The following is an 11,862-nucleotide window of genomic DNA, read 5'->3' as shown; positions in this document are numbered from 1 at the left end:
TGTTCACACACCATCCTGGGTTCATGTCCGAGGAAGGTTTCACCCCACCCGATCCGAGTCGCGAACGCGCGCACCGTGAGTACGCGGGGCTGTTCCGGATCGCCGAACGACACGGCAGCACTCCCGAACAGCGGGCCAGGCAATCGCATCCCGAGATGCTCGACCCGCTCGGCGCCATCCGTCTCGTCGCGGCACTGGCGGGCGGCGTGCACAGTCCCGGCCCCGACGAACCCGAGGTCGACGACGCCGACGTCATCGCCGCGCTCGGCCTCGTGCCGAAGGCGCGCGCCGAGATGGACCAACTCGAGGCGCTCATCCTCCGCATCGCACGGGAACGCGGGATGACGTGGCAGGAGATCGCCTTCGGCCTCGGCCTGGGGAGCACCCAGGCGGCCCGGCAGCGCTACGAGCGCCTCGTCAAGCGGGTCGACGCGTAACGACGAAACCGACGTTGTTCACGATTTCCCACAGGATGTCGCGAACAACGTCGGCTTCGGCAGCAGTGGCCGTCAGGCCATGAGCGCGGTGAACCGCCAATCCAGCACGGGCGCCGGCTCGGCATCGCCGCGGTCGCCATTCGCGGCACCGCCGCGGTGTGCGTAGACGAGCGACCGCAGGTTCAGCACGCCACCACCTTCGGCGAGGGGCTCGGCGGATTCGACGTGCAGGTCGCTGGTGAGGGTGTCGCCCTCCTGCACCGGACCGGTGTGGTCGCACGACTTCCAGCCCAGCACCGTGACGAGATTCGGCAGAGCGCGCGTCGCCTGCGAGAAGGCCAGGCCGATGGTGTGGCCGCCGTAGACGAGACGACCCGAAGCGCCGACCCGCTCGTCGTGGTGCGTCGCTGCGATATTGAGGCTCAGGCGCGCGAGTTCCGGTGCGCTCGAGACGACGTCGCCGCTGGACTGTAGTACGGCACCGGCGAGGGACTTGTCGAAGTGCTCGCCCGGCACCTTCGACCGGTAGACATCCAGATCCCAGTCGGCGGGCGCGGACCACTGCGGTTCGTCCTGCGGTCCGATGGCCGAGAGGTTGTCGGAGTGCACGACGCGGTCGGGATCGGGATTCTCGCTCAGCGGCAGCATCGCGCAGCGGTAGAAGTCGAGGACGGTGTTGCCGTCCTGGTCGACGGTGTTCATGCGCAACGCCGCGAGACCGGTGGGCTTGCGTCCGGGCTTCGCCGAATTCTCCTTCAACCCCACGACTTCGGTGGTGGTGTAGAGGGTGTCGCCGATGTGCGGGAAGCGGCGGAAACGCAGGCCGCGGTAGAAGAGATTGGCCTTGACATGGTGCGTGACGAGCGTGGACTGCCCGATCGCGATGTCGGTGACGAAGCCGGCGTGCGCGACCGGCCCGCCCGCGACGGCGGCCGAGAGGTGCTTGTCGAGCGGAAGACGCAGGCGGTCACCGAGAATGCTCTGGTGCGCAGCGGCGAGGCCGTCGGTGAGCGTCACGGCGGGGGCGGTGTCGAAGACCTGGCCGACGGTCAGTTCGTCGAAATAGGGTCCGCCGACGTACGAGGTGGTCATGGCTTTCAGGCTCCGATCTTCGACAGGGTGCGGCGGGCGGCGACGGCGACGGCCTCGTCGAGCATCTGCCCGTCGAGCTGGGCGGCTCCGGCGCCGCGGTTCTCGGCTTCCTCGAGTGCGGCGAGGACCTTGCGTGCGGCGTCGACCTGATCGTCGGTGGGGGTGAATTCCGCTGCGGCAGAGGTGATCTGCGCGGGATGGATGACCCACTTGCCGTCGAATCCGAGATCGGACACCCACTGCGCCGAGTGACGGAAGGCGTCGTCGTCGGCGATGCCGAGGAACGGGCCGTCGATCGCCTGGACATCGGCGGCGCGGGCGGCGTGCAGCACGCGGTCCTGCACATAGAGCCAGTGCTCGGGGGCTGCGGTGCGGGCGCGACCCAGGGAGGCGCCGAGGTCGGCGTAGCCGATGATCACACCGGCCACCCGGGGGCCGGCGACGATCTCGTCGATGCACTGCACGCCGGCGGGGGTCTCGATGAGGGCCTGCACGGTGACGGTCGACTCGCTGCCGAGGATGCGGTCGGCCTCGACGAGGTCGTCGGCGCTCTCGACCTTGGGGATCACGATCGAGGCGAGGGCGTCGCCGAGTGCGGCGCACGCACGCAGGTCGTCCTCGAACCAGGGGGTGCCGCGTCCGTTGATGCGCACGGAGACGGTGCGCGTGGCGCCGTGTTCGCGGACCAGGGGAGCGACGAGTTCGCGGGCGGCGTCCTTCTGGGCGGCGGTGACGGCGTCCTCGAGGTCGAGGACGACCTCGTCGGCGGCGGAGGCGAGGGCCTTACCGGCTTTGCGTTCGTCGGAGCCGGGGGCGACGAGAACGGCGCGCCGGCGGAGGTGTTGCTCGGAAGACACGGGGACCTCGGGGAGTTCGGTCGGCAATGACGGCGCTAAATGTACGGCCATTGTTGGCGGTATGCCACCCCACGGAGAGGTGTGCCCATAGGAAGGTGCAGTCGTTCGTATCGGCTAAAACTCTGCAATCACGACGTCGAATGAGTGTCTTCGCGTTGACAACGCCCGAACTTGGTCCACAAAATGGCCGTACAAAGTTTCCCGGGTCCGTGTGGCCCGTCCCCGACGAAGGGTGCCCCCGTGACCTACCTGAACGACGAAGAGACTTTTCTGGTCAAGACCGTCCGCGACTTCATCGATCGGGAGGTCAAGCCGTCGGTGCAGGAGGTCGAGCACGCCAACGAGTACCCCGAGAAGTGGATCGAGCAGATGAAGCAGATCGGCATCTACGGACTCGCCGTGCCCGAGGAGTACGGCGGATCGCCGGTGTCGATGCCCTGCTACGTCCAGGTCACCGAGGAACTCGCCCGCGGATGGATGTCGCTGTCGGGTGCGATGGGCGGGCACACCGTCGTCGCCAAGCTGCTGACCCTGTTCGGCACCGAGGAGCAGAAGAGCAAGTACCTGCCCAAGCTGGCCACCGGTGAGATCCGCGCGACGATGGCGCTGACCGAGCCCGGCGGCGGCTCCGACCTGCAGGCGATGACCACGACGGCCAAGCGCGACGGCGACGAGCTGGTCATCAACGGTGCCAAGACGTGGATCACCAACGCGCGTCGCTCGGGGCTGATCGCGCTGCTGTGCAAGACCGACCCCACCGCGCAGCCGCGCCACAAGGGCATCTCCGTCGTGCTCGTCGAGCACGGCCCGGGCCTGACCGTCTCGCGTGACCTGCCCAAGCTGGGTTACAAGGGCGTCGAGTCGTGCGAGCTGAGCTTCGATGGCTACCGCATCTCCGCCGACGCGATCCTCGGCGGCGAGCCCGGCAAGGGCTTCGCCCACATGATGAAGGGCCTCGAGACCGGTCGCCTGCAGGTCGCCTCCCGCGCTCTGGGTGTCGCGACCGCCGCACTCGAGGATTCCCTCGCCTACGCGCAGCAGCGGGAGAGCTTCGGCCAGCCGATCTGGAAGCACCAGTCCATCGGCAACTATCTGGCGGAGATGGCCACCAAGCTCACCGCCGCGCGGCAGCTGGCGCGCTACGCGGCGGAGAAGTACGACAGCGGCGAGCGCTGCGATATGGAGGCCGGCATGGCCAAGCTGTACTGCTCGGAGATCGCGATGGAGATCGCGCTCAATGCGGTGCGCATCCACGGCGGCTACGGCTACTCCACCGAGTACGACGTCGAGCGCTACTTCCGCGACGCGCCGCTGATGATCGTCGGCGAGGGCACCAACGAGATCCAGCGCAACGTCATCGCCGGCCAGCTCGTAGCACGCGGCGGACTGTGACGACCGGCCGCTAGGATCGGTCCGTCATGGACTACAAGGTGCGGGAAACGGAACCGGCCTACGCGCAACTCGCGCGCCAGCTCCGGGAGGCCGTCGAAGCGGGACGGTACAGCGACGGCACGCGGCTGCCCACCGAAGCCGAACTCGCCGAGGAACACGGCGTGAGCCGGCAGACGGTGCGCCGCGCCTTCCAGGATCTCGTGGCCGACGGCATCGTCTACCGCGTTCCCGGCCGCGGCACCTTCGCGAACGAGTCGGGCCGGCGCTACCGGCGCCAGCTCGGCTCGATCGAGGATCTGCTCGCGTTGTCGGCCGACACGGTCATGCAGATCGTCTCGCCGCTGCGACGCGGAGTCGACATCGACGCCGCGAGCCGGCTGCGTCTCGACACCGACGTGCTGTACACGGCTGTGTTCAAGCGCCTGCACGACGGAATTCCGTTCGTGCTCACCACGGTTCACCTTCCCGAATCCGTCGCCGCGCACGTGCTCGACGCGCCGGAACTCCAAGCGGGCGCGTCGAGCCGCAACACGATGATCGGGCTGCTCGAACCGCATCTCGACAGCCCGATCGTCGAAGCCGCACAGTCCATCACGGTCGCGCTCGCCACCGAACAGGTGGCGACCGAGCTGAACTGCGAAGTGGGACATCCCCTGCTGCGCGTCGACCGGTTGTACTCGAACGACGACGGCGTGCCCACCGAGTTGTCGGTGAGTTACTTTCTGCCCGAGCACTACACCTATCGCGTCACCCTCAGGCGAGCCGGTCTCTGACCGTCGCCGCACATCGACAGGAGCAACAATGCGGGTTATCAACGGAATCGACGAGGTCGAGAAGGCCGTCGGCGAGCACCTCGGCCACAGCGACTGGCTCGAGATCGACCAGAAGCGCATCGACCTGTTCGCCGAGGCCACCGGCGATCACCAGTGGATCCACGTCGACCCCGAGCGCGCCAAGGACGGCCCGTACGGCAAGACCATCGCCCACGGTTACCTCACCCTGTCGTTGCTGCCGGTCCTCGGCACCCAGATCTTCTCCCTCGAGGGACTGAAGATGAAGGTCAACTACGGCAGCAACAAGGTTCGTTACCCCGCGCCGGTCCCTGTCGGCTCGCGGATCCGCGCCGGCGCCGAGTTCAAGTCGCTCGAGCGCACCGCCAAGGGCGCGAACCTCGTCGTCGGATACACCATCGAGATCGAGGGTGGAGAGCGCCCGGCGCTGGTCGCCGAGACGGTCGTCGTTCTCGTCCCCTGATCGTCAGGAGATCTCGATCCGGAGGATGCGATCGTCGTCGCCGGCCGGGCTGCCGCGACCGTCCCGGTTGGACGTCGTCAGCCACAGCGAGCCGTCCGGCGCGGCGACGACGATCCGCAGCCTTCCGTACTCGCCGACGAAGAAATCGGTTGCGGTGGCTGCGGTGTCCTGAACATCAATGCGCCACAAGCGTTCTCCGCGCAGGCCTGCCATCCAGAGGCTGCCGTCGAACCACGCCAGGCCCGACGGCGACGCCTGCGAGACCGGCCACGTGAGGACCGGATCGACGAATTCGTCGGAACCCCCGGCGCCTTCGACCACAGGCCAGCCGTAGTTTGCGCCTGCCGTCACGAGATTCAATTCGTCGACGTCGTTCTGCCCGAATTCCGACGCCCACAACCGTCCCCGGTCGTCGAACGAGAGTCCTTGTACGTTGCGGTGACCGAGCGAGTACGCCGGCGATGCCGGATCGGGATTGCCGGGTGCGGGTTCGCCGTCGCTCGTGATGCGAAGGATCTTGCCGCCGAGCGAATTCGGATCCTGGGCCAGTTCGCGGCGGCCCGCCTCGCCGGTCGCGACGTACAGCATCCCGTCGGGACCGAAGGTCATCCGCCCACCGTCGTGGATCCGGGCGGACGGGATGCCGTCGAGGATCACCTCCGGTTCGGCAAGCGTGGTGCCGTCGAGAACTGCTCTGAGTACCCGGTTGTCGCTGCCGGTGGTCACGTAGAGATAGACGAAGCGGTCGGTGTCGAAGGTCGGCGACACCGCGATCCCCAGCAGCCCCGATTCGCCCTGCGCGAGGGTCTCGCCGACGCGACCGACCTCGCGGACCTCACCGTCGGTGATCTCGACGATCCGGCCGCTGTTGCGTTCGGTGACCAACGCGGAGCCGGTGGGCAGGAAGGCGATGCCCCACGGCGTGTCGAGTCCGGACGCCACCGTCCCGATCACGTGGGGTACTCCGTTCACCTCGGAGACCGCGGAGGCGGTTGCGTCCGTGACGGTCCCGGTGGTCGCCGGTCCGGTGGTCTCGGTGTCCGGCGCGGTCGATTCGGACGCGCACGCACTCAGCGGCAGTACTACCGCCGCGGTCAGGCAGGCCAGACGTCTGCGCATCACGTCGTACATCCTCGCGCGACCACCCGCCAGGTGTCCACCACTTCACCGTTCGAAAGCACGATCAGTTCGTCCGCGAGGTTCACGGCGTTGCACACGTGGTTGGGGATCACCCTCACCTTGTCGCCGAGTCGTGGGCGGGTCGACGCCTCCGGCCACTGCACCGTCGCGTGATGTTCCGACAGTGCGGTGATGCGTGCGTCCGGTTCGCCGAGGATGCGTCCGTACCCGGTGGCCCACGCGGCCCGGTCGGCGCCGAGGACCTTGGAACCGGCATCGAGGACGACCACCTGGTCGCGAGTGGAGACGACGGTTGCCAGCGCGGTCAGTGCGATGTCGGATTCGCTCACCGCGCCGAGTTCGAGTTGCTGGGCGTCACCGAAGATGTACACACCGGGTCGCAGTTCGGTTGCGACCGTAGGTACTTCGAGGAGAGCTGTGGGGGAGGAGCCGCCACTGATCACGGACGGCTCGATCCCCGCTGCTCGTAGCGACGCCGCTGCAACCGCCAGCGCGTCGGCTTCCTCCCGGGCGGCACTGCCCGGCGCGTCGGGTGCGTACGAGTGGCCGGGGAAGGTGAAGACACCACGCACGTCGAGGCCTGCTTCGCGCGCCGCCGACGCCACTGTTCCGGCCTGCTCGGGCAGCACGCCGGTGCGGTGGTGCCCACTGTCGATCTCGACGAGCACCCCGATCGCGGTGCCGGCGTGCTCGACGAGTTGCCGGGCTCCGGTCGCCGAATCGATCCCGACCGTGAGACGCACCCGTCCGGCCAGCGCGCGCAGCCGAGCGCCGCGGGCGGCGTCCACCCACAGCGGATACGCGACGAACAGGTCGTCGAAGCCCTCGTCGGCGAAGACCTCGGCTTCGGAGACGGTCGCAACTGTGAGACCGCGGGCTCCCGCGTCGAGCTGCCGTCGTCCGATCTCGGAGCACTTGTGCGTCTTCGCGTGGGGTCGGAGCGACAGACCTCGCGAGGCGGCGGACTGCGCCATCCGCGCGATGTTGCGATCGAGGATGTCGCGGTCGACGAGCAGTGCCGGAGTGGTGTCGAGATCCATGGCCGAACCGTAGACGGTCGGGACCGGAAATTTAGAGAGTGCGCGACCTCTTTTTCGTGTTACCCTCGCGCCATGAGTGGTGTGGATCACAATCATGGGGATTTCGACGTCATCGTCCGAGGTGGTCTCTGGTTCGACGGGACGGGTGCGCCCGGCGTCGTCCGCAACCTCGGCATCCGCGACGCGGTCGTCGTCACCGCGACCTCCGACAGTCTTCCCGCCGGCCCGGACACCGAGGTCGTCGACGCGCACGGCCGCTGGGTGATGCCAGGCTTCGTCGATACCCACACCCACTACGACGCCGAAGTGCTCGTGGGTCCGGGTCTGTCCGAGTCGGTGCGGCACGGCGTCACGACCGTGCTCATGGGCAACTGCTCGATCTCGACGGTGTTCGTACCGCCGGTCGACGCCGCCGACCTGTTCAGTCGCGTCGAGGCGCTCCCGCGCGAGCACGTCCTCTCGGCCCTCGAGAAGTCCAAGACCTGGAGCACGCCGAGCGAATACATCGAGGCGCTGAACAAGCTGCCGCTCGGACCGAACGTGACGGCCTTCGTGGGACATTCGGACGTCCGCGCATCGGTGATGGGACTCGGACGCTCCACCGAGTCGGCGAACCGCCCGACCCGCGCCGAACTCGCCGCCATCGACGCCCGCGTCGAGGACGCCCTCGACGCGGGCTTCCTCGGCGTGTCGACGATGACGAACCCGTGGGACAAGATGGACGGCGACCGCTACCGCTCGCGCACCCTGCCGTCGACCCACGCGTCGTGGTCGGAATTCCGCCGCCTGCACAAGATCCTGCGCCGGCGCGGCCGCACCCTGCAGGCCGTGCCGAACCTCAACACCAAGTACGACGTCGCATTCTTCGCCCTCGCCAGCACGGGCATCGGACGCAAGCCGATGAAGGCGTCGGTGCTCGCCGCGGCCGACACGAAGGCCGAACGGTGGGTCAACCGCATCTTCGGCCCGATCGCGTTCGCGGCCAATCGGATCGGCAAGGGCGCCTTCCGCTGGCAGCACCTGCCCACGACCTTCGAGGTGTACTCCGACGGCATCGACCTCGTCGTCTTCGAGGAGTTCGGATCGGGCCGTGCCGCACTGCATCTGCAGGATGAACTCGTCCGCAACGACCTGCTGCGCGACGAGGCCTACCGTCGCTGGTTCCGGCAGGACTTCGAGAAGAAGTTCTCACCCCGCGTGTGGCACCGCGACTTCGACGACACCCGGATCGTCGAATGTCCCGACGGCTCGCTCATCGGTCGGTCGATCGGCGACGTCGCGCGCGTGAGGAAACTGCACCCGGTCGACACCTTCCTCGACCTCGTCGTCGAGTACGGCCGGAAGTTCCGGTGGCACACCGTGATCGCCAACGACCGCAAGAAGGTCGCCGACCGGCTCATCCGCACTCCCGATGTCACCGTGGGCTTCTCGGACGCCGGCGCCCACCTGCGGAACATGGCCTTCTACAACTTCGCGATCTGTCTGCTCCGCCGCGTCCACGACGCCGAGAAGGCGGGCAAGCCGTTCCTCACGCTGCCCGAGGCCGTCCACAAGCTCACCGGTGAACTCGGCGACTTCTACGGAATCGACGCCGGCCACCTGCGGGTGGGCGACCGCGCCGACTTCGTCGTCGTCGATCCTGCCGGGCTGAACGCCGACGTCGATGCCTACCACGAGGCTCCGCTCGAGGAGTTCGGCGGAATCCGCCGCATGGTCAACCGCAACGATCGCGCCGTGACGGCGACGGCGGTCGCCGGCCGGGTGGTCTACCGCGACGGCGAGTTCGTGCCCGGCTACGGACGCACCGTCGGCACCGGCCGGTTCCTGCGCGCCGGGGTGGAGGAGCGCGGACCCGCGCCGATCCGCACCCCGGCAGGTGAGCCCGTCGCGTGAGTGCACCCGCAGTACGCCGCACCCAGCAGGAGCGCAGGGAGGAGACGATCGGTCGCATCCTCGACGCGACCATCACCTCCCTCGCCGAGCTCGGCTACACCGCGACGACGATCGGTGAGGTGTGCCGGCGCTCGGGGGTGTCGTCGGGTGGGGTGTTCCGGCACTTCCCGACGCGACTCGACCTGATGATCGCGGCGGCCGATGCGGTCCGGGAACGCCAGTTCGCGAACTTCGAGGCCGGCCTCGCGGCGCTCGGTGACGAGCACGCGGACATCTCCGAGTCGCTGCGGGTGTGCCTCGAACTGCTGCGCACCGCCTGCCGGGCGCCGATGAACGCCGCCTGGTACGAACTGCTCGGCGCGGCGCGCACCGACCCGGCGCTGCGGGAGCATCTGGCGCCGATGGCCGAGCGCTACCACGCCCAGATCGTCGATTTCGGCAGGTCGCTGCCGGTCGAGGCCCGGTTCCCGTCCGACGTCTTCGACACCCTGCTGCTGTCGCTCGTGCACATGTTCGACGGCGAAGCGCTGGCGTCGACGGTGCATCCGCAGCCGGAATTCGACGTGCGACGGATCGAACTGATGGCCCGGATGTTGGCGCTCGTCACATCTGACATAAGTTCGGATGATGAGCAATAACGGATCTGCTCCTCAGTGGTTCGTCGACGCCCTGGCCGCACCCGTCGAGACCGGGAAGGTCGAGGCAGCGGGTGCGACCATCGCCTTCCGGGCGTGGGGCGAATCCGGTCTGCCGGGCGTCGTGCTGGTCCACGGCGGCATGGCGCATTCGGGGTGGTGGGACCACATCGGCCCGCAGCTCGCCGCCGGACGTCGCGTCGTCGCTCTCGACCTGAGCGGTCACGGCGACAGCGACCACCGCGAGCACTACACCCTGGAAGCGTGGTCCGCGGAGGTTCTCGCCGCGGCCCGGGTCGGCGGTATCAGCGGTCCGCCGGTGCTCATCGGCCACAGCATGGGCGGGATCGTGTCGTTCGCGGCCTCCCATCTCCACGGCGACGAACTTGCCGGTGTTGTGATCATCGATTCGCCGATCCGCGACATGACGCCCGAGGAACTCGAGATGCGCGCGAAGGCCGTCGCGAACGCCGGACCGCCGAAGGTCTACGCCGCGGCGGAGGACGCCGTCGCACGGTTCCGCCTCGTGCCGCCGCAGGACGACGCCGAACCCTACGTGCTCGAGCACATCGCCCGCGGGTCGCTGAAGCAGGTCGACGGCGGCTGGTCGTGGAAATTCGACAATCTCCGCATGGGACGTGAGGGGCGCCGTAGCCTCGAGGTGATGAATCCGGGATGCGCCGTCGCCTACTTCCGCTGCGAACGCGGCATCATCGACGACGCGCTCTACGGGCGGATCGTCGATAATCTGGGCCCTGATGCGTTGCTGATCGATCTTCCGGCCTCCGGCCACCATCCGATGATCGATCAGCCGCTGGCCGTCGTCGCTGCAGCCCGGACGCTGCTGGCAGCCTGGGGGAGATAGCCGCATGAATCCGCTCCGACCGGTCGCCGTCCGTATCGGAGCGTTGCCGTGGTTGCCGCGGTATTCACGGCCGATCATCGCGGTGGACAAGACCATCCAACGGGTCACGCGCGGCAAGGTCACCCTGCTCGCGATCGCGGGACTGCCGTCGCTCGTGCTCACCGTGAAGGGCCGCAAGACCGGGGAGCCGCGGTCCACGCCGCTGCTGTGCGTGCCGCACGACGGGGGATGGCTCGTGGTGGGCTCGAACTGGGGGCACCCCAAGGCGCCGTCCTGGGCCGTCAACCTGCGTGCGGCCGACCGGGCGCAGGTGCTGTACGACGGGCACGAATACGCGGTGTCGGTGCGGATCGCGGAGGGCGACGAACGCGAGCGGCTGTGGCAGGTGCTGCTGCAGACGTGGCCGAACTACGCGCTGTACGCGAAACGCACCGACCGGGTGCTTCCCGTCTTCGTGCTGACGCCGCTCGAGTCCTGACCTCAGATCAGAGCGGACGGTCGGCTTCCTCGACGCTCACCGGCTTACGCTGTTCGCGCAGCAGGTGCCGCGCCGCCCAGTCGAGCCAGAACCCGAGGAAACCGATCACGACGATCACGGCCATGACCTGGTCGTAGGCGAGCTGGTCGCGGGCGTTGAGGATCTGGTAGCCCAGACCCGACCGCACGCCGAGCATCTCGGCGGGCACGAGCACCACCCACGCGATACCGAGACCGACCCGCAGACCGGTCTGCACCTGCGCGCGGATGGCCGGCAGGACGACGGTGGTGAGCAGTTCGAGTCGCGTCGCGCCGAACGATCGGGCCACCATCAGATAGCCCTGGTCGATGCCGTGCACGCCGGCCGCCGTATTGATGACGATCGGCCAGATCGCGGCGGCGGCGATGAGGAAGAAGACCGGCTGGTGCCCGATGCCGAACAGCGCCACGGCGATCGGCGCCCACGACAGCGGCGAGATCATCCGCAGGAACTGCATGATGGGCATCGTCGCGCGTTCGACCAGCGGGTTGAGTCCGATCAGCAACCCGAGGGGGATGCCGAGCGTCGCGGCGATCAGCAGACCCACCAGCAGCCGCCACAGGCTCGCGAGGGTGTCGGGCAGCAGGACACCGCGTGCGAACAGGTCGACGATCGCCGGGAAGACGTACTGCGGGGCGAAGTCCCGCACGAGCGAATCCGGCGCGACGAGCACCGTCGTCACGAGCCACCACAGGGCGATCGCGATGACGATGGCGACGGCCTGGGGGACGAGGGGCAGC

The 11,862-nt window shown here is 68.4% G+C and carries 13 protein-coding genes; 8 read left to right on the top strand and 5 right to left on the bottom strand.

The features are described 5' to 3' along the window. Nucleotides 1–23 precede the first annotated feature (23 nt). Nucleotides 24–437 carry a hypothetical protein gene (locus tag B9C99_RS14010; protein ID WP_060650299.1) on the top strand — a complete coding sequence of 138 codons (414 nt, stop codon included), beginning with the start codon at nt 24–26 and terminating at the stop codon, nt 435–437. A 72-nt stretch (nt 438–509) separates the two neighbouring features. Here B9C99_RS14010 and B9C99_RS14005 read toward each other — a convergent pair whose 3' ends face one another. Both B9C99_RS14005 and B9C99_RS14000 read right to left on the bottom strand, forming a co-directional pair. Next, on the bottom strand, nt 510–1,529 hold the full coding sequence (locus tag B9C99_RS14005; RefSeq protein WP_088898285.1) for a MaoC family dehydratase: 1,020 nt from the start codon (nt 1,527–1,529) through the stop codon (nt 510–512). A gap of 5 nt (nt 1,530–1,534) precedes the next feature. Then, entirely contained in the window at nt 1,535–2,413 is an 879-nt protein-coding gene (locus B9C99_RS14000) for a CoA ester lyase (protein ID WP_088898284.1), read from the bottom strand. Between the two features lie 213 nt (nt 2,414–2,626). On the opposite strand from B9C99_RS14000, the gene B9C99_RS13995 reads away from it, so the two are divergent. Genes B9C99_RS13995 through B9C99_RS13985 form a run of 3 tightly spaced genes read left to right on the top strand, consistent with a single transcriptional unit; the run spans nt 2,627 to nt 5,032 of the window. Next, the gene (locus B9C99_RS13995) at nt 2,627–3,778 is read left to right on the top strand and encodes an acyl-CoA dehydrogenase family protein (RefSeq protein WP_088898283.1); all 1,152 of its coding nucleotides are present in this window, start codon (nt 2,627–2,629) and stop codon (nt 3,776–3,778) included. Nucleotides 3,779–3,804: 26 nt separating this feature from the next. Further along, nucleotides 3,805–4,551: a GntR family transcriptional regulator gene (locus B9C99_RS13990; protein ID WP_016694498.1), complete on the top strand. Its 747-nt coding sequence runs from the start codon at nt 3,805–3,807 to the stop codon at nt 4,549–4,551. Nucleotides 4,552–4,579: 28 nt separating this feature from the next. Continuing rightward, entirely contained in the window at nt 4,580–5,032 is a 453-nt protein-coding gene (locus tag B9C99_RS13985) for a MaoC family dehydratase (RefSeq protein ID WP_088898282.1), read from the top strand. Between the two features lie 3 nt (nt 5,033–5,035). On the opposite strand, the gene B9C99_RS13980 is transcribed toward B9C99_RS13985, so the two are convergent. Continuing rightward, nucleotides 5,036–6,151, bottom strand: coding sequence for a sorbosone dehydrogenase family protein (locus tag B9C99_RS13980; RefSeq protein ID WP_088898374.1), 1,116 nt, complete (start codon nt 6,149–6,151; stop codon nt 5,036–5,038). Continuing rightward, entirely contained in the window at nt 6,151–7,212 is a 1,062-nt protein-coding gene (locus B9C99_RS13975) for a D-TA family PLP-dependent enzyme (protein WP_088898281.1), read from the bottom strand. The genes B9C99_RS13980 and B9C99_RS13975 overlap by 1 nt, the downstream gene beginning before the upstream one ends. 72 nt (nt 7,213–7,284) lie before the next feature. Here B9C99_RS13975 and B9C99_RS13970 point away from each other — a divergent pair, with 72 nt between their 5' ends. Genes B9C99_RS13970 through B9C99_RS13955 form a run of 4 tightly spaced genes read left to right on the top strand, consistent with a single transcriptional unit; the run spans nt 7,285 to nt 11,083 of the window. Further along, entirely contained in the window at nt 7,285–9,105 is a 1,821-nt protein-coding gene (locus B9C99_RS13970) for an amidohydrolase family protein (protein WP_088898280.1), read from the top strand. Next, nucleotides 9,102–9,743 carry a TetR/AcrR family transcriptional regulator gene (locus B9C99_RS13965; protein ID WP_088898279.1) on the top strand — a complete coding sequence of 214 codons (642 nt, stop codon included), beginning with the start codon at nt 9,102–9,104 and terminating at the stop codon, nt 9,741–9,743. The genes B9C99_RS13970 and B9C99_RS13965 overlap by 4 nt, the downstream gene beginning before the upstream one ends. Beyond that, nucleotides 9,733–10,605: an alpha/beta hydrolase gene (locus B9C99_RS13960; RefSeq protein WP_172414957.1), complete on the top strand. Its 873-nt coding sequence runs from the start codon at nt 9,733–9,735 to the stop codon at nt 10,603–10,605. Before B9C99_RS13965 ends, B9C99_RS13960 begins: the two co-directional genes overlap by 11 nt. Before the next feature lie 4 nt (nt 10,606–10,609). Continuing rightward, nucleotides 10,610–11,083 (top strand): nitroreductase family deazaflavin-dependent oxidoreductase, encoded by a 474-nt coding sequence (locus B9C99_RS13955; RefSeq protein WP_088898277.1) that lies wholly within the window; start codon nt 10,610–10,612, stop codon nt 11,081–11,083. A gap of 7 nt (nt 11,084–11,090) precedes the next feature. Here B9C99_RS13955 and B9C99_RS13950 read toward each other — a convergent pair whose 3' ends face one another. Further along, nucleotides 11,091–11,861, bottom strand: a complete 771-nt coding sequence (locus tag B9C99_RS13950) for an ABC transporter permease (RefSeq protein WP_253250083.1) — start codon at nt 11,859–11,861, stop codon at nt 11,091–11,093. Nucleotide 11,862: the final 1 nt, after the last annotated feature.

This window comes from Rhodococcus sp. BUPNP1 (assembly GCF_002215235.1).
Taxonomy (GTDB): domain Bacteria; phylum Actinomycetota; class Actinomycetes; order Mycobacteriales; family Mycobacteriaceae; genus Rhodococcus.
This window is presented reverse-complemented; position numbering and strand designations above follow the sequence as displayed.

Excerpts from the sequence above, each read along its gene's own strand:
- B9C99_RS14010 (WP_060650299.1), top strand. The coding sequence starts at position 24 with ATGTCCGAGGAAGGTTTCACCCCACCCGATCCGAGTCGCGAACGCGCG.
- B9C99_RS13975 (WP_088898281.1), bottom strand. The coding sequence starts at position 7,212 with ATGGATCTCGACACCACTCCGGCACTGCTCGTCGACCGCGACATCCTC.
- B9C99_RS14005 (WP_088898285.1), bottom strand. The coding sequence starts at position 1,529 with ATGACCACCTCGTACGTCGGCGGACCCTATTTCGACGAACTGACCGTC.
- B9C99_RS13990 (WP_016694498.1), top strand. The coding sequence starts at position 3,805 with ATGGACTACAAGGTGCGGGAAACGGAACCGGCCTACGCGCAACTCGCG.
- B9C99_RS13970 (WP_088898280.1), top strand. The coding sequence starts at position 7,285 with ATGAGTGGTGTGGATCACAATCATGGGGATTTCGACGTCATCGTCCGA.
- B9C99_RS13960 (WP_172414957.1), top strand. The coding sequence starts at position 9,733 with ATGAGCAATAACGGATCTGCTCCTCAGTGGTTCGTCGACGCCCTGGCC.
- B9C99_RS13980 (WP_088898374.1), bottom strand. The coding sequence starts at position 6,151 with ATGCGCAGACGTCTGGCCTGCCTGACCGCGGCGGTAGTACTGCCGCTG.
- B9C99_RS13985 (WP_088898282.1), top strand. The coding sequence starts at position 4,580 with ATGCGGGTTATCAACGGAATCGACGAGGTCGAGAAGGCCGTCGGCGAG.
- B9C99_RS13955 (WP_088898277.1), top strand. The coding sequence starts at position 10,610 with ATGAATCCGCTCCGACCGGTCGCCGTCCGTATCGGAGCGTTGCCGTGG.